At 75.4% G+C, this 26,582-nt stretch carries 20 protein-coding genes; 14 read left to right on the top strand and 6 right to left on the bottom strand.

The genetic code is table 11. From position 1 onward, the window contains the following. Positions 1-66 precede the first annotated feature (66 nt). Complete coding sequence (locus tag MUU72_RS02615; RefSeq protein WP_248011433.1) at positions 67-900, bottom strand: class I SAM-dependent methyltransferase; 834 nt, start codon at positions 898-900, stop codon at positions 67-69. Positions 901-1,270: 370 nt separating this feature from the next. Here MUU72_RS02615 and rpsA point away from each other — a divergent pair, with 370 nt between their 5' ends. The 5 genes from rpsA to MUU72_RS02590 all read left to right on the top strand — a co-directional run bounded on the left by rpsA (position 1,271) and on the right by MUU72_RS02590 (position 5,932). Next, a complete protein-coding gene (rpsA, locus tag MUU72_RS02610; RefSeq protein WP_066973384.1) occupies positions 1,271-2,776 on the top strand; it encodes a 30S ribosomal protein S1 in 1,506 nt (501 codons plus the stop codon). Between the two features lie 381 nt (positions 2,777-3,157). Next, positions 3,158-4,111 (top strand): PAC2 family protein, encoded by a 954-nt coding sequence (locus MUU72_RS02605; protein WP_248011432.1) that lies wholly within the window; start codon positions 3,158-3,160, stop codon positions 4,109-4,111. A gap of 113 nt (positions 4,112-4,224) precedes the next feature. Continuing rightward, positions 4,225-4,815 (top strand): dephospho-CoA kinase, encoded by a 591-nt coding sequence (gene coaE / locus MUU72_RS02600; RefSeq protein WP_248011431.1) that lies wholly within the window; start codon positions 4,225-4,227, stop codon positions 4,813-4,815. 23 nt (positions 4,816-4,838) lie between these two features. After that, positions 4,839-5,288 carry a cupin domain-containing protein gene (locus MUU72_RS02595; protein WP_248011430.1) on the top strand — a complete coding sequence of 150 codons (450 nt, stop codon included), beginning with the start codon at positions 4,839-4,841 and terminating at the stop codon, positions 5,286-5,288. 233 nt (positions 5,289-5,521) lie between these two features. Then, positions 5,522-5,932, top strand: coding sequence for a tetratricopeptide repeat protein (locus tag MUU72_RS02590; RefSeq protein WP_248011429.1), 411 nt, complete (start codon positions 5,522-5,524; stop codon positions 5,930-5,932). 67 nt (positions 5,933-5,999) lie between these two features. On the opposite strand, the gene MUU72_RS02585 is transcribed toward MUU72_RS02590, so the two are convergent. Further along, positions 6,000-6,305, bottom strand: coding sequence for a DUF6343 family protein (locus tag MUU72_RS02585; RefSeq protein ID WP_248011428.1), 306 nt, complete (start codon positions 6,303-6,305; stop codon positions 6,000-6,002). A 66-nt stretch (positions 6,306-6,371) separates the two neighbouring features. Then, entirely contained in the window at positions 6,372-7,913 is a 1,542-nt protein-coding gene (locus MUU72_RS02580; protein ID WP_248011427.1) for a UvrD-helicase domain-containing protein, read from the bottom strand. A 420-nt stretch (positions 7,914-8,333) separates the two neighbouring features. Here MUU72_RS02580 and MUU72_RS02575 point away from each other — a divergent pair, with 420 nt between their 5' ends. From MUU72_RS02575 to MUU72_RS02560, 4 genes are all read left to right on the top strand, one after another. Next, the gene (locus MUU72_RS02575; RefSeq protein ID WP_248011426.1) at positions 8,334-11,345 is read left to right on the top strand and encodes an SCO1167/SCO6262 family helicase; all 3,012 of its coding nucleotides are present in this window, start codon (positions 8,334-8,336) and stop codon (positions 11,343-11,345) included. Further along, complete coding sequence (locus MUU72_RS02570) at positions 11,342-13,072, top strand: SWIM zinc finger family protein (RefSeq protein WP_248011425.1); 1,731 nt, start codon at positions 11,342-11,344, stop codon at positions 13,070-13,072. The genes MUU72_RS02575 and MUU72_RS02570 overlap by 4 nt, the downstream gene beginning before the upstream one ends. Before the next feature lie 14 nt (positions 13,073-13,086). Next, positions 13,087-15,024, top strand: a complete 1,938-nt coding sequence (locus MUU72_RS02565; RefSeq protein WP_248011424.1) for a helicase-associated domain-containing protein — start codon at positions 13,087-13,089, stop codon at positions 15,022-15,024. Between the two features lie 513 nt (positions 15,025-15,537). Then, positions 15,538-17,697 carry an NB-ARC domain-containing protein gene (locus tag MUU72_RS02560; protein ID WP_248011423.1) on the top strand — a complete coding sequence of 720 codons (2,160 nt, stop codon included), beginning with the start codon at positions 15,538-15,540 and terminating at the stop codon, positions 17,695-17,697. A gap of 113 nt (positions 17,698-17,810) precedes the next feature. Here the strand turns inward: MUU72_RS02560 and MUU72_RS02555 are convergent, their stop codons facing one another. Beyond that, positions 17,811-19,529: a CDP-glycerol glycerophosphotransferase family protein gene (locus MUU72_RS02555; RefSeq protein ID WP_248011422.1), complete on the bottom strand. Its 1,719-nt coding sequence runs from the start codon at positions 19,527-19,529 to the stop codon at positions 17,811-17,813. A 295-nt stretch (positions 19,530-19,824) separates the two neighbouring features. Next, positions 19,825-21,456 carry an FAD-dependent oxidoreductase gene (locus tag MUU72_RS02550; RefSeq protein ID WP_248011421.1) on the bottom strand — a complete coding sequence of 544 codons (1,632 nt, stop codon included), beginning with the start codon at positions 21,454-21,456 and terminating at the stop codon, positions 19,825-19,827. 722 nt (positions 21,457-22,178) lie between these two features. On the opposite strand from MUU72_RS02550, the gene MUU72_RS02545 reads away from it, so the two are divergent. The 5 genes from MUU72_RS02545 (at position 22,179) to MUU72_RS02525 (ending at position 25,894) form a co-directional block, all read left to right on the top strand. Then, positions 22,179-23,123, top strand: coding sequence for a quinone oxidoreductase family protein (locus MUU72_RS02545; protein WP_248011420.1), 945 nt, complete (start codon positions 22,179-22,181; stop codon positions 23,121-23,123). 87 nt (positions 23,124-23,210) lie between these two features. Then, positions 23,211-24,095 (top strand): IclR family transcriptional regulator domain-containing protein, encoded by an 885-nt coding sequence (locus MUU72_RS02540; RefSeq protein WP_248011419.1) that lies wholly within the window; start codon positions 23,211-23,213, stop codon positions 24,093-24,095. 103 nt (positions 24,096-24,198) lie between these two features. Continuing rightward, positions 24,199-24,642 carry a hypothetical protein gene (locus MUU72_RS02535; protein WP_248011418.1) on the top strand — a complete coding sequence of 148 codons (444 nt, stop codon included), beginning with the start codon at positions 24,199-24,201 and terminating at the stop codon, positions 24,640-24,642. Positions 24,643-24,683: 41 nt separating this feature from the next. Further along, entirely contained in the window at positions 24,684-25,325 is a 642-nt protein-coding gene (locus tag MUU72_RS02530) for a nucleoside/nucleotide kinase family protein (protein WP_248011417.1), read from the top strand. Between the two features lie 107 nt (positions 25,326-25,432). Beyond that, positions 25,433-25,894, top strand: a complete 462-nt coding sequence (locus MUU72_RS02525) for a type II toxin-antitoxin system PemK/MazF family toxin (RefSeq protein WP_248011416.1) — start codon at positions 25,433-25,435, stop codon at positions 25,892-25,894. A 52-nt stretch (positions 25,895-25,946) separates the two neighbouring features. Here the strand turns inward: MUU72_RS02525 and MUU72_RS02520 are convergent, their stop codons facing one another. Next, on the bottom strand, positions 25,947-26,489 hold the full coding sequence (locus tag MUU72_RS02520; protein ID WP_248011415.1) for a DUF1697 domain-containing protein: 543 nt from the start codon (positions 26,487-26,489) through the stop codon (positions 25,947-25,949). Positions 26,490-26,582 lie beyond the last annotated feature (93 nt).

Here is a 26,582-nt window from a genome sequence, read left to right as displayed (position 1 = left end):
GCTCCAGTCTGCCGCCCGGGCGCCGCGGGCCCGCCGGCCGCCCCGGCACCGCCCGCCGGGGCGCCGCTACGCCCCGTCCGCCGCGCACACGAAGATCGCCGTCCCGGGGATCAGATGGCCGCGCAGCGGGGACCAGCCGCCCCACTCCTGGGTGTTCCAGTCCGGCCATTCCGGTTCGACGAGGTCCACCAGCCGGAATCCGGCCGCCACCACGTCCCGGACGCGGTCACCCAGCGTCCGGTGGTGCTCCACGTACACCGCGCGCCCGGTGTCGTCCTGCTCGACGTACGGCGTGCGGTCGAAGTACGAGGCCGCCACCGACAGCCCCTCGGGCCCCGGCTCGTCGGGGAACGCCCAGCGGATCGGATGGGTCACCGAGAACACGAACCGCCCGCCCGGCCGCAGCACCCGCCGCACCTCCCGCAGCACCCGCACCGGATCCGCGACGAACGGCAGCGCCCCGTAGGCGGAGCACGCCAGGTCGAAGGAGCCGTCGCGGAAGGGCAGCGCGCCCGCGTCCGCCTCCACCAGCCCGACGGGCCCGCCGCCGTCCCCGCCGGCGATCCGCAGCGCGTGCTGGAGCTGCCGGTGGGAGAGGTCCAGCGCCACCGGCAGCGCGCCCTGGGCCGCGAGCCAGCGCGAGCACTGCGCCGCGCCGGCGCCGATCTCCAGGACGCGCCGCCCCGTCAGCTCCGCGGCCGGCCCCAGCAGCGCGGCGTCCTCCTCGTCGAGCCCCTCGGGACCCCAGACGAAACGGTCGTCCCCGAGGAAGGCCCCGTGCTCCCGTTGGTAGTCGTCCGCGTTGCGGTCCCACCAGCCGCGGCTGGCCCGGCTGCTCTCGGTGTCCGAGGCGTCACGGCGGGTCGCCTCGGGCTCGCTGTCGTTGGCGTATTGGCTCATCGCGCCCGTCGTCGTAGTCTTCGCTGTGCTTGTCGCAGCGGGACCGCGGGGCCATACGACCTCGCGGAACATCATTTCTGCCGGGTATGGGGCGTTCTGCCCCCGGTGTGCGCCTTTCGCGCATTGACCCTGTCCGGCTGCCCCCGTATGCTACAAGTTGCGCTGCGGGCCTGCGCGCCTCGGACGGAGCAGGCCGCGCTCGCATCTGTATGAATGCCCCCTCGGTTGTGAGGCGTTTCGGGTTGCTCCGGTTTTGCGGGGCCTCCGGAGGATGCGCCTCAGACGCTGTCCGGTCTTATGCAGAGGCGATACGGGCTCTCGGCGTAGCAGTACCTACGACTTCAATGTCCGTACCGGAGCCCTTTCCCACATGACGAGCAGCACCGAGACCACCGCCACCACCCCGCAGGTTGCGGTCAACGACATCGGTAACGAGGAAGCTTTCCTCGCCGCGATCGACGAGACGATCAAGTACTTCAACGACGGCGACATCGTCGACGGCGTCATCGTGAAGGTCGACCGGGACGAGGTCCTGCTCGACATCGGTTACAAGACCGAAGGCGTCATCCCGAGCCGTGAGCTCTCGATCAAGCACGACGTCGACCCCAACGAGGTCGTCGCCGTCGGTGACGAGATCGAGGCGCTTGTCCTCCAGAAGGAGGACAAGGAAGGCCGCCTGATCCTCTCGAAGAAGCGCGCCCAGTACGAGCGTGCCTGGGGCACCATCGAGAAGATCAAGGAAGAGGACGGGATCGTCACCGGTACCGTCATCGAGGTCGTCAAGGGTGGTCTCATCCTCGACATCGGCCTCCGCGGCTTCCTCCCCGCCTCCCTGGTCGAGATGCGTCGCGTCCGCGACCTCCAGCCCTACGTGGGCAAGGAGCTCGAGGCCAAGATCATCGAGCTGGACAAGAACCGCAACAACGTGGTCCTGTCCCGCCGCGCCTGGCTGGAGCAGACCCAGAGCGAGGTCCGCCAGACCTTCCTCACCACCCTCCAGAAGGGTCAGGTGCGCTCCGGCGTCGTCTCCTCCATCGTCAACTTCGGTGCCTTCGTGGACCTGGGTGGCGTCGACGGTCTCGTCCACGTCTCCGAGCTGTCCTGGAAGCACATCGACCACCCGTCCGAGGTTGTCGAGGTCGGCCAGGAGGTCACGGTCGAGGTCCTGGACGTCGACATGGACCGCGAGCGCGTCTCCCTGTCGCTCAAGGCGACCCAGGAAGACCCGTGGCAGCAGTTCGCCCGCACCCACCAGATCGGCCAGGTCGTGCCCGGTAAGGTCACGAAGCTGGTGCCGTTCGGTGCGTTCGTCCGCGTGGACGAGGGCATCGAGGGTCTGGTCCACATCTCCGAGCTGGCCGAGCGCCACGTGGAGATCCCGGAGCAGGTCGTCCAGGTCAACGACGAGATCTTCGTCAAGGTCATCGACATCGACCTCGAGCGCCGCCGCATCAGCCTCTCGCTGAAGCAGGCCAACGAGTCCTTCGGTGCCGACCCGTCGGCGGTCGAGTTCGACCCGACCCTGTACGGCATGGCCGCGTCCTACGACGACCAGGGCAACTACATCTACCCCGAGGGCTTCGACCCCGAGACCAACGACTGGCTCGAGGGCTACGAGAAGCAGCGCGAGGAGTGGGAGCGCCAGTACGCCGAGGCGCAGGCGCGCTTCGAGCAGCACCAGGCGCAGGTCATCAAGTCCCGCGAGGCGGACGAGCAGGCGGCGGCCGAGGGCGCTGCGGCTCCGGCGGCCTCCGGTGGCCAGGGCAACGTCTCCGGTGGCTCGTACTCCTCGGAGTCGGCGGACAACTCCGGCGCCCTGGCGTCGGACGAGGCCCTCGCCGCGCTCCGCGAGAAGCTCGCCGGCGGCCAGAGCTGAACGGCTCCGTCCACCAGCCCTAGCCGCTAGCGGCAGCTGACGACGCAAGGCCCGCTCCCTTCGGGGGGCGGGCCTTCGTCGTTCGCTTGGGGCGGGAGCCGGGAGCCGGGGCGGGGGCGGCGACCGGGGGTCGGGTGGATGGTGGTGGGCGAGAGTTCTGGCGTGGGTGCAACTGCGTGCCTTCCTTGCCACGTTGCGCGGGCAGGCGGGGTGCAGGGACGGCGGTGCGGCGAGCGGCCGCGGGTGTCGGGGCTCCCCGGGGCGGGTGGTGCGGCCGGACGTTCCGTCACCGGACAGGACGGCTGCGGGTGATGCGGGGGCGGGAATGCCGGAGGCGGGCCGGGGTGTTCTTGTTCATGGACACGAGGAGGAGCGGTCACTGTGTTGGATCCCCAGGGGTTGTACGAATGGGAGCCGAGCGGGCTCGCGGCGGTGGAGGCCATCACCGCCAGGGACTCCGCCGGTCTGGTGCTGCTGTACCACTTCGACGGCTACATCGACGCCGGTGAGACCGGCGACCAGATCGTGGAGAGGCTGCTGGACGGCCTGCCGCACCGGGTCGTGGCCCGCTTCGACCACGACCGGCTGGTCGACTACCGCGCCCGCCGCCCGCTGCTGACCTTCGAACGGCACCGGTGGACCGCGTACGAGACCCCGAGCATCGAGCTGCGCCTGGTCGAGGACGCCACCGGCGCGCCGTTCCTGCTGCTGTCCGGGCCGGAACCGGACGTGGAATGGGAGCGGTTCGCCGCCGCGGTCCGGCAGATGGTGGAGCGGCTCGGCGTCCGCCTGTCGGTCAATTTCCACGGCATCCCGATGGGCGTCCCGCACACCCGTCCCGTGGGCCTCACCCCGCACGGCAACCGCACCGACCTGATGCCCGGGCACAGCAGCTTCTTCGACGAGGCCCAGGTGCCGGGCAGCGCCGAGGCCCTGATCGAGTTCCGGCTGGCCGAGGCGGGGCACGACGTCCTGGGCGTGGCGGCCCATGTGCCGCACTACATCGCCCGGTCCGCGTACCCGGACGCCGCGTTGACGGCCCTGGAGGCTGTGACGGCCGCCACCGGCCTGGTGCTGCCGAACGCCGCGCACGCGCTGCGCACGGAGGCGCTGCGCACCCAGGAGGAGATCGAACGGCAGATCTCCGAGGGCGATGAGGAGCTGGTCGCGCTGGTGGCGGGCCTTGAGCACCAGTACGACGCGGTGGCCGGTGCGGAGGTCCGCGGCAATCTCGTCGCCGAGCCGGTGGAGCTCCCCACCGCCGACGAGATCGGCCGGGAGCTGGAACGCTTCCTGGCGGACCGCGAGGCCGAGGGCGGCGGGGGGCTGGGCTGACGTCGCCTCGGACGGCTCACGGCTCACGGCTTAACGGATCATGGCGCCTCGGGCGGTGCGCGGGCGTGCCGCCCGGCCGCTGCGCCGTGCCGCCGGGCGTATAGCGTGGGGCCATGGTGAAGGTGGGGCTGACCGGCGGTATCGGAGCCGGCAAGAGTGAGGTGTCGCGGCTGCTCGCGTCGTACGGCGCGGTGATCGTGGACGCGGACCGGATCGCACGCGAGGTCGTCGAGCCGGGGACGCCCGGACTCGCCGCGGTGGTCGCGGAGTTCGGGGCGGAGGTCCTCGCCCCGGACGGCACGCTGGATCGCCCCAAGCTCGGCGCCCTCGTCTTCTCCGACCCGGAGAAGCTGAAGGCGCTCAACGGAATCGTGCACCCCCTCGTCGGCGCACGGTCGGCCGAACTGGAGGCGTCGGCCGGACCGGACGCGGTCGTCGTCCACGACGTACCCCTGCTGACCGAGAACGGCTTGGCGCCGCTCTACGACCTGGTCGTGGTGGTCGACGCGGCGCCGAGCACCCAACTGGACCGGCTGGTACGGCTGCGCGGCATGTCGGAGCAGGACGCGTCCCAGCGGATGGCGGCGCAGGCCACCCGCGCGCAGCGGCTGGCCATCGCCGATCTCGTGATCGACAACGACGGCCCGCTGGAGGCGCTGGAACCCCAGGTCCGCCGGGTGTGGGAGCGCTTGCGGAGCACCTGAGCCCGGGCGATAGCCTCGCCGCCATGACAACTACCGATCTTGACCCCAACTCCCTTCCCACCGCGCCCGAGGACTCCGGTGCCGCCGCAGCCCCCGCCGGTCCCGCTTCCGCCTCGGATGCCCCCGCGTCGTTCGTGGTGAACGTCCCCGGCCTCGCCGACGCCGACCTGGAGCCGGAACCGCTGGACCCCGAGCAGATCGTCTCCGGCGATCCGGTGGTCACCGGCAAGGTGCTCTGGGAGTCGCCCGACGGCCGCCAGATCCGGGGCATCTGGCAGATCACCCCGGGTGTCGTCACGGACACCGAGGCGAACGAACTGTTCGTGGTCGTCAGCGGTCGCGCCACCATCGAGGTCGAGGGCGGCCAGGTCCTGGAGGTGGGACCGGGCGACGCCTGCGTCCTGCGGGAGGGCGACCGCACGCGGTGGACCGTGCACGAGACGTTGCGCAAGGCGTACCACATCAGCCTCTAGCGGCGGGTGCATCGGCGTCAGCGTGAGGGGCTGACGTCGGTGCGGGTGCGATCCCGCCGGCAGCGGGACACCCGGCGCGCGTGAGCCACCGGACCGGGAATGCGGTGGAAGACCCAGGCGTTGACGACGTGGTTGTTGCACCGCGTTATCGCATCGCGTTATCGCACCACGCATCGCCGTGGGGAGCCTGGCCCGGCCGGGCCCGCCCCGACGGCCCCGGAGAGGAGACGGCCGTGCCCGAGCTCAGTCCCGAGACGCACGTCATCGACTACCGCGCCGCGGAGCAGCTGCTGGCCGCCCGCGACCCGCGCGGTGCCATCCGGCTGCTGGATTCGGTCATCAGCGCGCACCCGGAGAACACCGCTGCGCGACTGCTGCGCGCCCGGGCCTTCTTCCTCTCCGCGCAACTGCGGGCCGCGGAACTGGAGTTCCAGATCGTGCTGGAGCGCGAGCCGGACAACGCCTTCGCCCACTTCGCCCTCGGCCGCACCCTGGAACGCGCCCTCCGCCCCGATGAGGCACTGCGCCACTTCCGCCTGGCGGCCGCCCTGGAACCGCGCCCCGATTTCCTCGAAGCCGCCCGCTTCGCCCCGGCCCCGGGGAACGGGAACCGCCCCGCGGACCCGGACGGCGACGACCGCTAGCCGGCGGCGGACCGGATACGCAGGGGGGGAGGGCGCCGACGACGTGGGGCGGCTGGGCCCGGCGTGCCTACGGTCTGGAGTCGCGGCGCCGCCCGGCCCGGTCGCGGAGGACGTTGCGGCCGCGGTCGGGCTCGTACGGGGGTATGCTCCGGCCGGGCTGGTAGTGCGGGCCTTGGCGGATGTGCCGGATCACCAGGGCCAGGTCCGTGAGGGTCACCAGGGCGAGGGCGGCGCAGGCCGCGGCCCACTGGGGGCGGCCGGCCATGGCGAACGCCACCGCGCCGGCGACCGTCCACAGCAGCCCCCACAGGGCCAGCCCCAGCCGCATCCTCAGTGGGCTGCGCGCGTGCAGCGGTTCATCTCCGGTACGCATCAGCGACCATCTCCCACCTCCAGCATGCTCCTCATCGATACGGGCGTCACGCGTCACCCACGGGCCTCACCGGACCTTGCCCCGCGCTGCGTCCGGATCCTCGGGTCCGTGCGGCGCGGGCCCGGCGGCGCGTGGATCGCCGGCCGGATGGCTGTTGATCCACGACAGTCCGCCGAGGTCGAGCCGCTCACGGGCGCGGGTCACCGCGACATAGGCCAGACGGGCCTCACCGAGATCGACCGGGCCGGGCAGTGGTGCGCCGTCCTCGTCGCACTCGTCGAGATCATCGGGGCCGGTGAAGTCGTCCGCGATGCGGACGGTCGACCACTCGCGGCCTTTGGCGCGGTGCGCCGTGGAGACCGTGACCTGCGCGGAATCCTCGGGCGAGAGCCGGCTCAGGGCCTGTAGCACGGCCTCCGTGCCGGGATCCTCGGCGAGCTCCACCAGGGGCAGCAGATCCCGGCCCGCCGGGTCGTACTCGGCGTACTCGCGCAGCTCGGACCAGGACTCGAACAGCGTCAGCTCGGGGTGCGCGGTGCGGCGGCCCGACGAGAGGTCGTGGGCGGCGCGGGCCAGGGCGCTCAGGGCCTCGCCGCCACCCGCGAGCGCGACCCGGCGGCCCGCCGCCAGCTGCCGTATCACCTCGACCATCGCGCCCGCGTTCGTCCGGCAGAGGATCGCCTCGGGGACGGGAACGGGCCGCAGCTCGGTCTTCCGGCCGGGCGATCCGGTCAGGCGCAGCGGGGTGCCGACGATCGCCAGCCAGCGGTTGGCCTCCGCGGCGAGGGCCGGGCCGAAGCGGAAGGAGCGGGAGAGGCTGAGGTGGGTGCCGTCGAAGCCGGTCATCACGTCGCGGGCACCGCGCCAGCCGTAGATGGCCTGTGCGGAGTCCCCGACCAGTACCAGCTGGGCGTGCGCGCGCTGGGCGGTGAGGACCTGTTCGACCACCGGGTTGGTGTCCTGGGCCTCGTCGAGGAGGAGGAAGTCCGCGGGGATGACGGGGGCGCTCAGGGCCCACATCTTGAGGTAGTGATCGTGCTCGAAACGCACCACACCGTGGTCCGGATCCCGGAGGTCGGCCCACGCCTTGCGGGCGTAGGGCAGGACCGCCTCGGCGAGCTGGTCGTGCAGCGGCGCGGCCTCGGCTCCGCGCAGCGGCGGGACGTGGTGGTGGGCGATCTCCTTGTCGGCGGACTGGCAGAACCGGGTGACGGTGCGCAGGGCTGTGTAGGAGAGGGCCTTGTTGGTCACTTTGCGGGGGCCGAGGCGTAAGCACATGCCGTCCTCGATGCCGAGGGCGGCGCCCGTGCGCCAGCCGGCCCGGCGGGGAGCGTTCAGCCGGGATCGGTAGTGCCTGCCGATGGCGGTGAACGCCAGGGCGTGGGCCGTCCCGCAGTGGACTTCGGAGGGAAAGGCGCGGGCGGCGTGGCGTGCGACGGCGCGGTTGAAGGCGAGGTAGCGGCCGGTCCGGCGCTGCCGGCGCGCGGCGTGCGCCAGCATCGCCAGGGTCGTGGTCTTCCCCGTGCCCGCGCCGGCCTGGATCGCGAGGTGGGCGCCGGTCGGGAACGCTTCGGCCGCGGCGGTCTGTTCGGCGGTGGGGGTGTGCATGACGGCTCCTTACCGAGCTCGGTCGCGTGACTGCGGAACGTGATGACGTCACCGAATGTAACCGCATTGCGGTGGGGGCGGGAGAGTGCGCCGGGGCCTGTGGATAACTTTTCCGAGGGTGGTTCGGAATCGGTGTCGAGAGCGGCCGCAGGTGCTTGTTGGCGCTGGTCAGAGCGGTGGGGTGGAAGGTCGTCGGGCGTGTGGGGTGCGGGCCGCGCGCGCTGAGGGGGAGCGCGGGCGAGGGAATTGTCAGTGGCGTCTGCTTCCATCGACAGCACGCGGAACCGCTGCGGAGAGCGACGGGGGAGAGAGATGGCGACGACCGTAGACTCGCGGGTCGGGGGTGTAGCGGAAGGCAGCCGGGCGGGGGCCCGGCGGGCGCCGGCAGCGGCGTGGCAGGACCCGGCGACAGGGGTTGGTATGGCGAGAAGGCAGGAGGCGCCGGTGCGTGCGCCCCGGTCGCCGGTCGCTCCTGCCGCCGCGTCGCCCGAGGGCCGGGAGGGCGTGGACGGCCTGGCGGCGGCCGTGGCGGGCTGTGCCGCGGTCTTCCTGCCCGCCCCCACCCCGCGCGCCGGCAGAGTCGCCTTCTGGCGGCCGGACGGCGGCCCTCTGCGCCCCGCCGCGGCCGGGGCGGTCGAAGCGGAGGACGGACCGCAGGCAGTGGCAGGCCGGGAGGTCGCCCCGCTGACCGTCGCCCGGCGCCACGGCAGCGGCGCGCGGAGCCGTACGGTGCCCGCGCTGCTGCTCACGCTGTCGGAGGCCGTCCCGCTGCTGATCCGGGCCCGGCACGACCCCGGGGCCCACCCGGCCGCCGCCTGCTGGGGCGCGGCCGCCCTGCACGCCCTGCACCTCGCCGCGCGCGGGCGGCTGCTGCCGGGCCTGACCGGCGAGGACACCGATGCCTGGCGGGTCGGGCCGCTCGACCCGGAAGACATCGCGCACCTCCGGGCCATCGCCGCCGCCATGCCCGGGGAGGCGTACGCCGTGCCGCTTCCCGGCAGCCGGCCGCTCCAGCTCCCCGAAGCGTCCGCCCTGGTGCGCCAGTTCCTCGACGCGGTGGCGGACACCCTGCCGCGCACCCCGGCGGCCGAGCTGGTGGCCGGCGCCCCGTTCGCCGCGGCGGCGCCCCAGTACCTCCCCGGCGCCCGGGAGTGGGCCGCCGAGGTCGCGGCCGGTTCCGACGCCGGAGTGGGGCTCTCGCTCCGTCTGGACCTCGCCCCGCGACAGCTCTTCGACACCCGGGAAGACCGCCTGACCACCGAGGGGGAGGAGGCCGCGGGCGGGAGCCCGGGGGGCGAGCCGGGTGACGGGGCGGCGCCCCGGGGCGGCGAAACCGGGACGCGGGGCGCGGCGGCGGCCGTCCTCCAGGTCCACAGCCGCACCGATCCGACCCTGGTGGCCGACGCCCTTGAGGTGTGGGACGGCGCCGCCCCCGACGGGTTCGGCCCCCGGGTCCGCGCCGACACGCTGCTCGCCCTGCGCCGGGCCGCCCGCGTCTGGCCGCCGCTGGGCCGCCTCCTGGAACGGCCCGTGCCCGACGTGCTCCCGCTCGGTGAGGACGAGGTGTCCGACCTGCTGGCGGAGGCCGCGCCGCGCCTGGGCGCCGCCGGGGTGGCCGTCCACTGGCCCAGGGAGCTGACCCGCGGCCTGACCGCCACGGCCGTGCTGCGGCCCGCCCCGGGCTCCGCCGCGGACGGCTTCGGGTTCTTCGACGTCGGTCAACTGGCCCAGTTCCGCTGGCAGCTGGCCATGGACGGCGCACCGCTCAGCGAAGCCGAGATGGACGCCCTGGCGGAGGCGCACCGCCCGGTGGTCCGGCTGCGCGACCAGTGGGTGCTGGTCGATCCGGCGCTGGTCCGCAAGGCACGCAAACGCGAACTGGGCTATCTCGAACCGTCCCGGGCCCTGGCCGCCGCGCTCGACGGCAGCGCGGAGGTGGACGGCGAAGAGGTCGAGGTGGTGCCGCTGGGCGCCCTCGCCGACCTGCGCGGCCGGCTCACCGCACCGGCGCGCCCGCTGCCCGAGCCCCCCGGACTCCGGGCGACCCTCCGCGACTACCAGCTCCGCGGCATGACATGGCTCGACACCATGGTCGACACCGGGCTGGGCGGCTGCCTGGCCGATGACATGGGCCTGGGCAAGACCATCACCGTCATCGCGCTCCACCTCCACCGGCGGCCCACCGCCCCCGTCCTCGTCGTCTGCCCCGCCTCCCTGCTCGGCAACTGGCAGCGCGAGATCGCCCGCTTCGCGCCCGGTACGCCCGTACGCCGCTTCCACGGCGCCGGCCGCAGCCTGGACGGCCTCGACGGCGGCTTCGTGCTGACCACCTACGGGACGATGCGCAGCAGCGCCGCCGAACTGGCCGACCGCAGCTGGGCGTGGATCGTCGCCGACGAGGCCCAGCACGTGAAGAACCCGCGCTCGTCCACCGCCCGGGCGCTGCGCCGCATCACCGCACCGGCGCGGATCGCCCTCACCGGCACACCGGTGGAGAACAACCTCTCCGAGCTGTGGGCGCTGCTGGACTGGACCACCCCCGGGCTGCTCGGCCCGCTCAAGACGTTCCGCGCCCTGCACGCCCGGGAGGTCGAGGGCGGCGAGGACCCGCGGGCGGCGGAGCGGCTGGCCGCCCTGGTGCGGCCGTTCGTCCTGCGCCGCAAGAAGTCCGATCCCGGCATCGCGCCCGAGCTCCCGCCCAAGACCGAGACCGACCACCCCGTCCCCCTGGGGCGCGAACAGGCCGCGCTCTACCGAGCCGTGGTCCGCGAGACCCTGGCCCGCATCGAGGCCGCCGAGGGCATGGCGCGGCGCGGCCTGGTCATGAAGCTGCTGACCGCCCTCAAGCAGATCTGCAACCACCCCGCGCAGTACCTCAAGGAGGCCGCCCCCGGCCTCACCGCGCGCTCCGGGAAGCTGGAACTCCTCGACGAGCTCCTGGACACCATCCTCGCGGAGGGTGGCGCCTGCCTGGTCTTCACCCAGTACGTCGGCATGGCCCGGCTCCTCGAACGCCACCTCGCCGGCCGCGGCATCCCGACCCAGCTCCTGCACGGCGGGACGCCGGTGGCCGAACGGGAGAGGATGGTCGACCGCTTCCAGTCGGGGCGCGCACCGGTGTTCCTGCTCTCCCTGAAGGCCGCCGGCACGGGGCTGAACCTCACCCGCGCCGGACACGTGATCCACTACGACCGCTGGTGGAATCCGGCGGTCGAGGACCAGGCCACCGACCGCGCCTACCGCATCGGTCAGACCCAGCCCGTCCAGGTCCACCGGCTGATCACCGAGGGCACTGTGGAGGACAACATCGCCCAGCTCCTGGCCGCCAAGAAGGCGCTCGCCGACGCGGTGCTGTCAGGCGGGGAGAGCGCCTTCACCGAGCTGAGCGACGCCGAACTCGCCGACCTCGTCTCCCTCAGGAGGCCCGCATGAGCCCCGGGTACCGCCGCCGGCCCGCCGCCACGGGGCGTGCCGCCGCAGCGGACCGGCTGGTCCGCGCGGACCGCTCGCGGACCTTCCCGCCGCTGCCGGCAGCCGGGGGCACCGGTGAGCCGGGCGCGGCCTCCTGGTGGGGCGGCGCCTGGCTGGACGCGCTGGAGCGCGGCGCGCTCGACGCCGGCCGCCTCGCCCGCGGCCGGGCCTACGCCCGCGACGGCCACGTCGACACGATCAACATCACCCCGGGCCGGGTGATCGCCACCGTACGCGGCAGCCGGCCCCGCCCGTACAGCGCCGAGGTCCGCGTCAGAACGCTCTCCGGGGAGGAGTGGGACGCCCTGCTGGAGGGGGTCACCGCCCATCCCGACCAGCTCGCCGCGCTGCTGGCCAAGAGGCTGCCCGGCGAACTGGCCGAGGGGCCGGTGCGACTGCTGCCCGGTCCCGGCGACCTGGTGCCCCGGTGCTCCTGCCCCGACAGCGGGCGGCCCTGCAAGCACGCCGCCGCGGTCTGCTTCCAGGTGGCCCGGCTGCTGGACGCCGACCCCTTCGTCCTGCTCCTGATGCGCGGCCGGGGCGAGCGGGAACTCCTCGACGACCTCACCCGCCGCAGCGCCGGCCACGACGCCCGCCGGACCCGGCCAGCCCCGGCCGCGGCTGCCGCCACGGCGGGTGCGGCGGCCGGCGCGCCTCCTGTTACGGCGGACCCTGCGGCCTCCCGGGGCGCTTCCCCGGCCGGTACCTGTGCGGCCGACCCCGTGCAGGACGGGCGCACGCCGTCCGGCGCGTCCGGGGCGCACGACCCCTCGCCGTCCGGGGCCTTCCGGGCCCGCAACCGCACGCCGTCCGGCGGTTCCGGGGCGCCTGGCCGCTCGCCGTACGGCGGCGTCGGCGCGGCCGGCCAGCCACCGTCCGGCGGTCTCGGTGCGGACGGCCTTACGCCTTCCGTCCCTTCTGCCTCGCCCGTTCCTTCTGCTCAGTCCGCCCCTTCTGTCCCGTCTGCCTCTTCCGATGTCCTCTCTGCCTCTTCCGGCCAGGACGGGACGGGCGCCGAGGGCGGGGGAAGGGCCGCACCCGCGCCCCGCGGGGTGCCGGCCCGGGAGGCGCTCGCCGAGCGGCGCCGTCCGCCGCTGCCGCCGCCCCTGCCCGTGCCCGAGCGGCCCGGCGAACCGCCCGCCCTCCCGGACGCCGGCCGGCTCCCGTTCGACGCCGCCACGCTCGAACTCCTCGCCGCCGACGCCGCCGCCCGCGCCCACGCCTGCCTCACCGCCGGCCGCCCGGTCCCGGAGCTGTCCCTGCCCCCGTACGAGGACGCCATCCGCCTGGCCGCGACCGCCCACCCCACCGCCGGGCTGACGGCCACCACGCGCGCCCTCTACCGCGCGCTGGCGGCGGCGACCGGCCGCACCCCCGCGGACGTCGCCCGCTCCGTCGCTGCCTGGCGTCAGGGCGGCCCCGAAGGACTCGCCCTCCTGGAGCGCACCTGGATACCGCCCGCCGGCGACTTCGACCGCGCCCGCAGCGCCCTCCTGGCCGCCGGGCTGCCGGCGCTGCGCCCGCACCACAACCACCTCACCGACCCCGGCCGCGGCATCCAGCTGCGCTTCGGCCGCGACCACCACTGGTACCCGTACGAATCCGAGCCCGGCACCGAGGACTGGTGGCCCACCGGCCCCGCGGACCCCGACCCCGTGACCGCCCTGACCCCCCTGCTCGCCCGATGACTAACCTCAAGGCCGTGGAAGGTCTCGACGTACTCACCCGCTCCCTCGCGCAGCGCACCCCCGAACAGCTCGCCGCACTGCTCAGCCGCCACGCCGAGCCGCTCGCCCGGCGCCCCGCGCCCACCGAACTCCGCGGCCTGGCAGGTGCGTTGTGGTCGTACGAAACCCTCCACCACCTGGTGCTGCACCTCGACCACCCCCGGCTCCAGGTGCTCGCCGCCGCCGCGCGCATCAGCCGCCGACGGGCCGCCCGGGACGCCGCCGCGCCCGCCGCCCCCGCCCCGGGTGCCGACTACCAGTCCCTGATGGCCCACCGGCTGTCCTTCCCCCAGCTGGCGACCGGAGCGGTTCCGCCGGGGGATATCCGGGCCGCGCTCGGCGCCACCGCGCCCGGCCCCGCCCGGGACGCCGCCGATGTCGCCCTGGACGCGCTGTGCGTCGAGGGCCTCGCCGCGATCACCGACGACGGCGCCGTGGTCGTCCCGCCGCGCGTGCCCCAGCTCCTGGACGCCCACGACCTCGGCCCGTTCACCCCGCACGCCCCCGCGCCCGCCCCCGAGGACGCGGCCCCGCGCGATGCGGTCCGCGCAGCCGCGGTACCCGCCCCGCGGACCTCCCTGACCGAGGAATCCCAGGCCGCCGCGGCGGGGCTGGCCACCACAGCGGAGCGCCTGCTCGACTCCCTGGCCGCCGAGCCCGCCACGCTGCGCAAGTCGGGCGGGCTGACCGTCCGCGAGCTCAAGCGCCTCACCAAGGCGGCCGGCGCGACGGAAGCGCACACCCGCCTCCTGCTCGACCTCGCCCTCGCCGCCGGGCTGATCGCGCTGACCCGCAGCCCCTCGGGCATCACCGCGCTGCCCACCACCGCCTACGACGACTGGCTCGCCCGCCCGCCCGGCGAGCGCCTCGCTCCCCTCCTGGCCGCCTGGTACACCCTCTGGGACATCCCCACCCACACCCCCTTCGGGGAGACGCCGACCGCCCTGGTGCGCGGACACGACCGGCACGCCCCCGCTCTCCGGCACGCCCTCCTGGCTGCCCTCGCCGACGTCCCCCCGGGCGCCGGGGCGCCGCTCCCGCCGCTGCCGCTCCCGGACTCCCCGGAGCACGCGGACGCCCTCGCACCGCTGCGGCAGCTGCTCCGGACCGCGGACTGGCACCGCCCGCTCGCCGTCACCGCGCAGCCGATGGCCGAGGAGCGCGCGGCCCACACGCTCCACGAGGCGGCCTGCCTCGGCCTCACCGCCCACGGCACCCTCACCCCCCTCGGTCGCGCCCTGCTCGCCGGCCCGCCGCAGCTGGACGAGGCGCTCCGCGACCTGCTCCCGCCGCCCGTCGAACGCGCCCACTTCCAGGCCGACCTGACCGCGGTGGTGGCCGGCCGCCCGGCCCCGCAGCTCGCCGGACTCCTCGCCTCCGCGGCCGACCGCGAGTCCGAGGGCCACGCCGTGACCTGGCGCTTCACCCCCGACTCGGTCCGCCGGGCACTGGACGCCGGCCACACCGCCGACACCCTCCACGACGCCCTCACCGCGGTCTCGGCCACCGGCACCCTGCCGCAGCCCCTCGGCTACCTCCTCAAGGACACCGCCCGCACCCACGGCCGGATGCGGGTCGTGCCCGCCGCCTGCTGCGTCCGCTCCGACGACCCGGCCCTGATCGCCGAACTCGCCGCGCACCAGGCCCTGCGCCCGCTCGGCCTGCGCGTGATCGCGCCGACGGTCCTGGTCAGTGCCCGCCCGCCGGCCGCCACCCTGGACGCGCTGCGCGCCGCCGGTTACGCCCCCGCCCTGGAGGCCGACGCGGGCGCCGCCACCGTCGAACGGGCCACCGGCCATCGGGCGCCCGCCCCCGGCCCCACCCGCGATCCGCACGCCCCGCTCGTCCTGGCCCGACGGCTCCTGGGGCACCCGGCGGAGCCCCGGGCGGCCGCCCCGAGCACGGGCGGCTGAGCCGTGAGCCCCGCCCCGGCCGCGCCCGCCTGCCGGGGCGGGGCTCACGGCCACGCGTACGCCGGTCCGCCCGCCCTGGAGGCTCGGACGGCGGCCGCCGACCACCCGGCGGCACCCACTTCCCGATCACCGGCTCCGCGGGCACGGCCAAGTCGCCGACGCATACGGCCCGTCAGTCCCTCGGCCGTGACGCGTGGCGTCGCCCTACCGTTCTCCGCGCTTCCGTTTCGCGGAACTGGCCGATGTGGAATCGACCCGTCGCGGAATCGGCCCCCTCGCGGGCTGGGCACCGTCGCCGAAGCGCCCTCGTGGCGGATTGGCGCTGTCGTTCCCCCTGCGAGGGGGCAGCGTCGATCCGTGACCGGATTTCACCGCAACTGACCGATCCTGTCCGGGTGGGTGCAAGGGCGGCCCTGCCGTGTCCACCGCGGCGGCGCGTTGTCAGTGGCGTCAAGTAGCGTTTTCCGCGACGGGAATCGACCGAGGTGATCGACCGGGGCGGGGGAGCACGCGGTGGAAGACAACGGGGCGGGCACCGAGCGGGTGCGGAACGTCTTCAGCGGGACGGCACACGGCCCGGTGATCCAGGCCGGGGTGATCGAGGGTGGGCTGCGGATCGAGCCCCCGCGGCCGGAGCTGCCGGTGCCACGGCAGGTGCCGCCCGGATCGCCGCAGTTCGTCGACCGCGAGCCGGTACTGGCGGAGATCGACGGCTGGGTGGGCGACGGCGGCGGGATGGCCGTCCTCAGCGGCCTGCCCGGGGTGGGCAAGAGCGCCACCGTACGGAGATGGGCGCAGGAGGGGCGCGGCCACTTCCCCGGGGGTGAGTTCTACATCGACTTCGCCGAGCTGCGGGCGCAGGCGGGCGGCGACGTCTCGGCCGGCGTGAGCCGCTGCCTGCGCGCCCTGGGCGTCGAGGACCGCTACCTGCCCGGCACGCTGGGTGAGTTGACCGCCTTGCTGCGCACCCTGACGGCCGACAGGCGGGTCCTGATAGTGCTCGACGACGTGACCGAGCCGGCGCAGGTGCGGGCGCTGGTGCCGGGCGCCCCCGGCAGCGTCGTCCTCGCGACCAGCCAGTCGATGCTCGGCGAACTCCTCGACGAGGGCGCCCGCTTGATGCCCCTGGAGCCGCTCTCCCCGGAACACGGACTGGAGTTGCTCCGCCGACTGTGCGGTGAGCAGCGTATCGCCGCCGGTGGCGACGGAGCCGCCGAGCGGATCGTGGCGAGCTGCGGCGGGCTCCCGGTGGCCCTCCAGGTCGCCGCCGCCCGGCTGGTGATGCATCCACGTTTGACGGTCGCCGCGCTGGCCGAGGAATTGGCCGACGACCGGCGCCGACTGGCTGCCCTGCGCCGGGGAGGGGAGCGACCGGTGTCCGCTGTGTTCGGGGTGGCGTACGGGGGCCTGCCGCGGCCCGCCGCGCGGCTGTATCGGCTGCTGGGCCTGCACCCCGGCCGCCGGTGGGACGCCGCCTCGGCGGCCGCGGCGGCCGGGAGCAGCGTCGCCGACGCCACCGAGCAGCTCGACCTACTGGAGACCGCGAGCCTGATCGCGGTCGCCGCCGACGGACGGTACGAGTTCCACGACCTGGTCCGGCTGCACGCCAGGGAGCGGGCCGCCGAGGAGGACGGTGAGACGGGGTGCACCGAGGCCGTCGCCCGCATCGTGGACCACCTCCTCACCCGCGCCGCCCAGGCCGATCTCGCCGTCATGGGCGGCCGGATGCGCATCGGTGCGTACACCGACCGGCTGGACGAGGCCGACCGGGCCACCGCCTTCGCCGACCGGCCGCAGGCACTGGACTGGCTGGACACCTGGCGCGGGGAGCTGCTGGCCGCGCAGCAGGCCGCCGCCGACCACGGATGGCACCGCCGGGTCTGGGAGCTCGCCGAGGCGCTGACCGCGCTCTTCCTCAACCGCCGCTACCTCAACGACTGGGTCCGCAGCGGCGAACTGGGCGCCCGGCACGCCGCGGCGGACGGCCACCCCGCCGCCGAGGCCCGGCTCCGCGCCCTGCTGTCCCGCCCCCTGATGGACCGCGATGAACTCCGCCGCGCCCGCCGGGAGCTGGAGACCGCCGTCGCCCGCGCCGACGAGTCCGGCCACACCCTGCTGCGCGCCTCGGTCCGCGAGTTCCACGGCCGCTACTGGGACCGCTGCGACCCGGCCCGCGCCGTGGCCGCCTACGAGGAGGCGATGGCCCTCTACCGCGCCGCGGGCGACGCACGCGGCATCGCCATCGGCCACTACTTCATGGGCTGCGCCCAGCACGCCGTGGGCCGCACCACCGAGGCCCGGGCCACCTTGCAGGACGCCTACGACGGCTTCCTGGCCCTCGACGACCGCCGGATGGGGGCCCGCGCCCTGGCCGCCATCGGCGGGGTGCTGCGCGACTCGGGGCGGAGCGCGGAGGCGGTGGCCGCGCTGGAGGAGGCCGGCGCCATGCTGCGCGAGCGCGGTGCCGTCCACTACGAGGCGGAGGTCTACGAGACGCTGGCCGCACTCGCCGAGGAGCGCGGTGACCGCGACCGGTGGCGGCGGTATCTGATCCAGGCGCTGGAGATATACGAGGCGGGCGGCGGCCCGCGCGCGGTGGACCTGCGCCGCAAGCTGGCGGAGGGCGCGGACGGGGGCCCCGCGGAAGGAGAGGCCGCGGACGGGGGCGCCTGACGGCAGCGGGGGCGCCAGGGCACAGCCAGGGGCGGAGCTCGCGCGAGGCCAGGCCCCCGGACGCGGGGAAGCCGGGGGCCTCGGCGGGCCGCAGGGCCGGCCCGGCTCCGGACTCAACCAGCCTGCTTGCCCCGCTGCCCTGTGAGCCGGAGTGCGACGTCCTCGGTGCGGTCGGCCAGGGCGAGGGTGACGAAGCCCTCCAGGGGGCGGCGGGCGCGCAGGCAGGTGTAGACGACGGCGGCCAGGACGGCGGGGTCGTCCAGCAGGCCGGTGGCGGAGAGTTCGACCGTACGGCCGTCGCGGAGTCCGGCCCGGCAGCCGCGGCCGGCGACGGTGGTGGCGGCGAGACGGCAGCCGGGGTAGCGGGCGAGGGTGTCGTCGATCCACCGGTCGGCGGCCACGACGCTGTCGGCCGCGGCCCGGCGGAAGAGGACCGACGCGCTCTCCGGCCACTGCCGGTCCGTCGCGTCGTCGGCGCAGGACAGGTGGCGGAACGGCCCGCCGGGAAGGTCGTTCCGGGCCACGGACGAGAAGGCGGCCACGGTGGCCGGGGTGCGCTCGACCGCCACCCGGGGGCCGTCGGGCCCGTCGGAGAGGGAGGTGTGGAAGTGGCAGGCGGTGAGCGGTTCCGGAGGGTCCGGGAGGACGGGCGGTTCCGGAGCCGGGCGCGGGGGCGGCGCGGCGGCCGGTTCCGGGAGGCACAGCAGGTCGTAGACGGCGGTGCGCAGGAGTTCCAGTGCGCGGCCGGGGGCGGCGAAGGCGCTTTCGCCGACCTTGCGCAGCCGTTCCGCGGTGCCGTCACCGGGCGGCGGCCCGTCACCGAGGGCCCGCTCGATCTGCGGCCGCAGCGGAGCCTGCGGGCGCAGTCGCGGGGCGATCCGGCCCAACTCCGCCATGGGGGTGCCGGCGACGGCCTCGTCCTCACCGAATGCGCCGAGCAGCAGCGGCGTGCCGAGCGCCGCGCCGTAGAAGGTGACCGATCCGTGGTCGCCGATCAGCAGGTCGGCGGCGAGCAGGGTGGCCTGCCAGCCGGCGGTCGGCGGGATGGCCAGCAGGCCGGCGTCGTGTGCGGACGCGAGGTGCGAACGGAGGGTGTAACCGCTGTGGGCGGCGGTGATGTTGGGGTGGGTGACCAGGGCCACGGCGTAGTCGTCGAGGGGGAGTTCGGCGAGCAGCCGGGCCGGCAGGGCGGGGTCCCGGCCGAGGAGGGAGTGGTCGCGCCAGGTGGAGCTGAGCATGATCAGCCGCCGGTCGTCCCTGACGCCGAGCGCCCGCCGGTAGCGGTCGCGCAGATTCCGCCCGTCCAGCAGGGCGTCATAGCAGGGGTCGCCGATCAGCAACGTGCGGCCGGCGGTGGCGGGGTGCGCGGCCGCGAGCTGCGCGGCCTGGTCGGGGTGCGAGATGGTGAACCAGACGCGGCCGGTGCGGAGCAGCGCGTCCGGGACGAGACCGGCGAGCCGGTCGCGGTCGCTGCGGGAGTCGGGGACGGTCTTGTGGAAACCGGCGCCGTGCGGCAGGACCAGGACCGGGCAGTCGTGGTCGGCGGTGGCCAGGTCGGCGTTCTCGGTCGCGGTGATGACGAGGTCCGGGCGGGTGCGGCCGAACTGCGGCCAGGGCAGCACCCGGGCAGCGACCGAGCGGAGCAGGGCGTGGACGCCGTCGTTGAAGGCCGAGGTGGGGTCGTAGGCGAAGACCAGGTCGATCCGCGGGTCGTCGCGCAGGACCGGGCCCAGGACGTCCAGGAGCCGGACGGTGGAGGTGACGGTGCGGGCGATCGCCACCACCAGGCGCGCGCCGGGGAACGTCCGCCAGCGCTCCGCGTCCTCGCCCACCGGCACCCGCAGCGGCGGCAGCAGCCCGTGGGTGGGGTCATACCCTTCCGCGGGGGCGCCCCCGCGGCCTCCCGTGCCCGCGACCGCCCCCGATGCGCGGTTCGCGGTTCGCGGTTCGCGGTTCGCGGTTCGCGGTTCGCGGTTCGCGGTCAGGCTGCTGTTAGCGCGCTCCACCGTTCTCCGCAACCCCCTGGCGGGGAACGGCCGCCGGCGGCCGTTCCACCGGTGATCGGACGGGCGTCCCCCGGCCCACCGTAGAGCAGGGCCGCTGCCCCACCAGGGCCAGGGCCCGCCCTCAGGCGCCGCCCGGCTTCCGCTTGCCGCCCCCGAACCGCCGCAACCGCAGCGCCGTGGGACCGAAGCCGAGGGGGCGGGGGAGCCTGCGCGGCGCCTGCTCGGGAGCCGGCGGGCCCGGTACGGCCGGGGGCCGGGCCGCGAGCGCGGCGGCGGCCGAGGAGGTGAACAGGGACGGCAGCGCGGCCGGTGCCTCCGGCGGCTCGGCGCCCGCGGGGCGCGGCGCCGGTGCGGCCGCCCCGGACGCCCGCGGGTCGAGCGGCTGCGGCCGGCAGGGAGCCGGGACGGTGGGCGTGACCACATCGACGTAGGCCCGGCAGACCGGCGGCAGCCCCGCCTCCGGCGCCAGGACACCGCCCACCGCGCCGCGCACGAAGCGGGTCGCCAGCGATGCCCGGGGCACGCCCGAGCGCAGCGACTGCGGCAGCTCCTCACCGGTGGCCAGCGCCCACGGCGCGTCCACGAGCCCGCCGATCGTCCGCTGCACCCGGCGGCCCAGTGCCGGATCCTCCAGGCCGTGGCGCCGCAGCGCGTCGCGCAGGGCCGCGGCGCCGTGCGCGGCGAGGGACAGCCCCTGGCCGCAGTCCGGGCGGACCGAGGCCACCGCACCGCCCAGCACGAGGAACCCGGTGGGCCAGCGCACCAGGTGCTCGTAGCGGTGGCGGCGGCTGGAGGTGTCGCGGGACAGCCGCACCTCGCTGAGCGGTTCGGCGCCGGCGATCAGATCGCCGATGACCGTGTGCGGGATCCGGCGGACGAACGGCACGAAGTCGCCGGCGCGTTCGGTGGGCCGTTCGCCGGCCGTGCCGCCGCCGGTCAGGGTGACCAGCCAGCGCCCGCCCTCGATCGGCACCAGTGTCGCCGTCCGGGCGGCCGCGGGCGGCGGCTCCGGCGCCGGGGCACCCGCCTCCCCGCTCCGGCGCCGGTCCGAACGGGCGGTGATGACCGGGCAGTTCTCGTAGCCGGCCGGGGCGCGGAAGATCCGGGTGGCGCACACGACGCCGGAGTCCCGGACATCCTCGGGGGCGGTGGGCAGCCCCAGCGCCGCCAGCCGGTCCGGGGTGGTGGAGGAGCGGCCGGTGGCGTCCACCACGAGATCGGCGTCCAGGCGGTACGTTTCGCCGCTGGTGGTGTCCCGCACCCGCACCCCGGTGACGTGTTCGGCGGTGCCGGTCAGCCGTTCCGCCTCGGTGCCGTCCAGGACCGTCACCCCGGGGAACGCCGGCACCTGGGCGCGGACCACCCGGTCGAGCAGATCGCGGGAGCAGGCGAAGACATGGCGGGTGCGGGCGCGGCGGAGCGGGCGGCCGGGCAACAGCGGACCGGTGGGTTCCGACGGCATCGCGAGCCGGTGCGCGCCCTCGGCCAGCCAGCGTTCGACCGTGCCGGGCAGCAGGCTCTCCACGACCCGGGCGCCGTCCGCCGCCAGCAGATGGGCGTGCCGGGGCTGCGGCAGGTCCGCGGGCAGCGCGGGCGTGCGCGGCAGCCGCTCCCGCTCGACCACGATCACATCGGCGTACTCCGACAGCGCCGCGGCCGCCAGCATCCCGGTGAAGCCCCCGCCCAGGACCACGGCGAGGTACGGGTGCGTGAACTGGAGACCGGCGCTGCTCACTCTGCTCGACGCGTTCATGGGCGGTCCCTTTCTCGGCGGTGGCGCGGGTATCCCGGACCGGGCCGGGCCGCGTCCAGAAAGGGCGGAGCGGCGGACGGCCGGGAGTGGCGGCGCGCGGCGGCGATGACGGCGTCGGTGGCGGCGGTGACCCGCGCCGTCAGCGACGGCAGGGAAGCGGACGCGGTCCGCAGGAGGCGCCAGGGCGCCGGTGGCAGAGGCAGCGCACGTTGCGGGTCCCGGCAGGCCGGCGCGAACGCCGGCCTGCCGCCCCCCGATTTCCCCATCATGATTCCCCCTCAGGCCGTGCCCGCCCTGCCGCGGCCCGGTCCGCGTCCTCCGTCACCGCCCGCCCGGAACACCGGACGGACCGGGCCGGCACCGCTGCCTCGTACACCGTGCCTGCCCTGGGGAACGCGGCCGCCGCCTCTCGTCAACGGCGGACACACGTCCGGATCGTAGGCGGCGTCGATCACTTCCGGTAGCCGGGCGCGGGTGAGGGATGTGTGGGAGCCACCCGCCGTATACCGCCGGGTAGATCTACAGCAAAACGGCGCAATGGGTGGAAAACGGCACGGGGTTTTCTCGCGACACGAGAAAACCCGCGGGAAACCGGCGCGCGGAGGAGACCGCTGGACCCCGGACGTCCGGAGCATTGGCGCGAATTGATCGGGAAGCGGCGGACCGGCGGACGGCGTGCCTACCCTGTGCGGGCACCGCACCGGAGAATCAGAGGGAGAGTCGTGCGCGCGATCGTGATGCGAGAATTCGGCGGCCCGGACGTGCTCCGGCTGGAGGACGCCCCGGAGCCGGCGCCCCGCCCCGGACACGCGCTGGTCGACGTCACCCTGGCCGGTGTCAACTACGCCGATGTGCACGTGCGCGGCGACACCTACCTCGCCCCCGTCGACCTGCCCTACATACCCGGCAACGAGGTCGTGGGCACCACCGGTGACGGGCGGCGGGTGGTCGGCCTGACCCGCGGCGGCGGATACGCCCAGCGGGCGCTGCTGCACCGCCGCGTCACCTGGGACGTACCCGACGCCCTCACCGACGCGCAGGCGGTCGCGCTGGCGCTCCAGGGCAACAGCGCCTGGCACCTGCTCTTCTCCGTGCTGCGCCTGACCGAGGGGGAGACCGTCGTCGTACCGGCCGCGGCCGGCGGCGTCGGCTCGCTGGCCGTCCAGCTCGCCGCGCGGGCCGGTGCGAAGGTCATCGCCCTGGCCGGCTCCCCGGCCAAGCGCCGGCTCGCCCTCGACCTCGGCGCCCACGCGGCCGTCGACTCCACCGCCGAGGACCTCACCGAGCGGATCCTCGACGCGGCCGGCGGCCCCGTCCCCGCGGCCCTGGAGATGACCGGCGGCGCCACCTTCGCCCGGACCCTGGCCGCCCTCGCCCCGCGCGGCCGGCTCGCGGTCTACGGCTTCGCCGGGGGTGAACTGGCGAGCGTTCCCACCCGCGACCTGATGGAGCGCTCGCTCACCGTCTCGGGCTTCTGGCTGCCCCAGCTCTACGCGGACCGCACGGCGCTGCCGACGTCCATGCGGGCGCTGTTCGACGCCGTCGCCGACGGCAGCCTCACACCGCTGACCGGCACCACCTACCCGCTCGGGGAGGCGGCGCGGGCCCACCGCGACCTCGCCGCCCGCACCCCGACCGGCAAACTCGCCCTCGACGTCACCCGCTGACGCCGGTGGCACCGCAGGCGGGGCACCCCGCCCCGCACACGCCGCGCGCCTTCGGGCGCGGAACACCGCCAGGGGAGAGAGCACACGATGGGCAATCGCACCGCAGCGTCGCCGTCCACGGCCCCCAAGGCCCCCGAGCAGCCCGCCGGCCGGGCGGCCCGGAGCACGGCCGCCGCCGGAATCCGGACATCCGGATCCGGCCATGCCGAGCGGGTCTTCCTCGTCCAGACCGCCTTCGCCGAGCTCGGCGGTTCCGCCCACGGGCCCGGTGAGATCGCCGACTTCACCGGCCTGGACGACTCCGTCGTCTACCGCATCCTCCAGTCCGGCATCTACCAGCGGATCTTCGAGCGGGTGGACCGCGGCCTGTACCGCCTGCGGACCTCGGCCGCCCAACTCGCCTTCACCGCCCTGGACCACCGCCTCGACGGGGCCCAGAGCGTCCTGCGCGAACTGCGCGAGGCCAGCGGCAGCGGACTGGCGTTCCTCTACATGGTGGCGCCGTTCTCCGGCGCGCAGCGGCAGTGTGTCGACATGGCCGTCGGCGACTCCGACCTCGCCGAACTGGGCATGACCCCGCGCGATGTGCTCTCCGTGACCCGCTCCCTGCGCACCGGCGCCTCCGGGCGCACCATCCTCGCCTACCTTCCCGAGGTCCTCCAGCAGCGCGTGCTGGCCGAGCCCGTCCCCGAACAGGCCGGGCCCGGTGTCTACCGGGACAACGACGCGCTGCTGGCCTCCCTGGCCGAGGTCCGCGACCTCGGCCACGCGCTCGGCTACGAGGAGTGCATGGCCGGCTGGAACTCCTGTGCCGCGCCGATCATGTGGGACGGGGCCATCATGGGCGCGGTGCTGCTGCTCAAGCAGAAATCCGTGATGCCGACGGCGCCCGGGAGCGTCATCGAGGCGACGAAGGAGGCGGCGGCCGTACTCAGCCGCTACGGGGCGGCCCGGCCGGCGCTGGAGGGCTGACGGCCGACCGCGCCACCCGGCCGGGCGGCTGTTCAGGAGGCGGCCCGCTTCTCTACCGTGACACCGTGCGCGGCACCGCGCGCACCACGCACGAGGGGGTCCGATGGAAACCGAACTGGTGACGCTGGCCACGGCCGGGGCGACCACGCTGGTCCAGCAGATGGCGACCGAGGGCTGGGCGGTGGTCCGCCGCCGGGTGGCGGCGCTGCTCGCCCGGCGGCGGGACGCCGGTGACGAGGCGTCGGTGGAACGGGAGTTGGACGCGGCCCGGGACGACGTGCTGAGCGCCCGGGAGGACGGCGACGAGGCGGTCCCGCAGGGCGTGGCGGCGGTCTGGGGCGCCCGGCTGCGGCGGCTGCTCGCCGAGGACCCGGCCGCGGCGGACGAGCTGCGCGCCCTCCTGGACGAGGTGGCGCCCCGGCGCGACCAGGGCACCGTCCGGGACATCCACAACACCATCAACAACCACAGCGAGATGCACGGTGTGGTGATCCAGGCCGGTTTCGTCTCCGGCCCCGTGCAGTCCGGCGGGCCGCACCCCGGCTGACCCCGCGCGCCCGGCGGCCGCCGCCGGGGCAGAATGGCCGGGTGCGGCTCGAAGCGATCACCTGGGAACGGCTGACCGACGTGCTCGCCGGGCGCATCGACGCGCTGACGGCGCACGACGGGAGCCCCTGGCTGCGGGTGGCGGTCGACGGGGCTCCCGCGGCGACCCCCGGCGACCTGGCCGGGCGGCTCGCCGAGGCACTCCGGCTGCGGGGGCGGGCGGTCCACAAGGCCGGCGTCCACGGCTTCCTGCGGCCCGCCTCGCTGCGGCTGGAATACGGCAGGGAGGACGCGGACGCCTACCACGACGAGTGGTTCGACCGGCGGGCCCTGTGGCGCGAGGTCTTCCAGCCGCTGGAGCCCGGCGGCACCGGGCGCGTGCTGCCGGACCTGTGGGACCCGGTGACCGACCGGGCGACCCGCAGCGCCTACGTGGAACTGCCGCCCGGCGGTGTGCTGTTGCTGCACGGTCCGCTGCTGCTCGGCCATTGGTTCCCCTTCGATCTCAGCGTGCACCTGAAGCTGTCACCGGCCGCCCTCGCCCGCCGGACCCCGCGGGACGAGCGCTGGACGCTGCCCGCCTTCGCCCGCTACGAGGCGGAGACCCGGCCCGAGGAGGCGGCGGACGTCGTCGTACGGGCTGACGACCCCCGCCGGCCGGCCTGGAGCGGCACGGCCGACTGAACCGCCCCGCTGTCGAAAACCGTACGGCCGACCACTGACAATCGGCCCGCGGCGGCCGAACCCGGGCCGCCGACCGCGGCGTTCGGCCCGGCCGGTAGCGTGCGGGGATGACCACGTCGTTCAACGCAGCTGACCCGCACCCGCCGCTGCCCGGCAGCCACGGGCCCACCGCGACGGTGGAGATCCCGCCGCGCACCGTCCGCACCGTGGCGATGTCCTACGCCCCCGACCCGGACGGCGACCCCGACCCCGGCGAAATCGTCTGGACCTGGGTGCCGTTCGAGGAGAATGACGGGCGCGGCAAGGACCGGCCGGTGCTCGTCGTCGCCCGGGAGACCGCCGGGACGCTGCTGGCCGTGCAGCTGTCGAGCAAGCGCCACAGCGACGACCGGGACTGGGTGGCGATCGGCGCCGGCCCCTGGGACCGTGCCGGGCGCGACTCCTGGGTCGCGGTGGACCGGGTGCTGAGGGTCCACCCGGAGGGCATGCGGCGGGAGGCGTGCGCGCTGGACCGGGGCCGCTTCAACCTCGTCGCCAACCGGCTGCGGGAGCTCCACGGCTGGCGCTGACGCCCCGCCCCCGGGGCGCGCCACCGGCGGTCCGGGCGACCGGGCCGGCGGTTCAGGCGTCGGCCAGGGCCAGCAGTTTGGTGACGGTGCTCCAGTTGCGGGCGGTTGCCGTCACCCCCAGGCGGGCGCGGCTGACCGCGTCGGCCAGCCGGGAGCGCCCGATGCCCTGGGGGCACCAGAGGTACACCTCGCGCCCGATCAGCCGGAACCGGTCGGGGGCGAACGCGTCCGCGTCGAGCGCGTCCAGCCGGGCGGTGTCGGCCGGCACGCCGGACAGGAACGTCACATGCAGGGTCTTCGGCTCCGGTGCCGCCTGCGGGAACGGATTGCCAGCGACCGCGGCGGCCAGCTCGTCCCGGGTCCGGACGACCACCGGGACCGTCAGCCCCAGCTCGGCCAGGATCCGCTCCTCGATCCGGTGGGCGGTCTCCTGCGGGGGCGTCCCCGGGTCGGCGAAGACGAGGTTGCCCGTCTGGAGCAGGACGGTCACGTCCCGGAACCCCAGGGAGCGGGCCAGCTCCAGCTGGCGGGCCTTGGGGAAGGCGTTGTGGCCTCCGACGTTGATACCGCGGAGCAGGGCGATCTGACGGGACATGCGCGGGCCTTCGGGACGGGGCCGGCCGCCGGCGGGGGCGCCTTCGGCACGGGCCGGGACGGGCGGTGAACGGGACGGGACGTGGCGCGGGGC

It is taken from the genome of Streptomyces rhizoryzae, assembly GCF_023155275.1.
In the GTDB taxonomy this organism is placed as follows: Bacteria; Actinomycetota; Actinomycetes; order Streptomycetales; family Streptomycetaceae; genus Streptomyces; species Streptomyces rhizoryzae.
The sequence above is the reverse complement of the archived record's forward strand: the minus strand, read 5'-3'. Positions and strand labels throughout refer to the sequence as shown.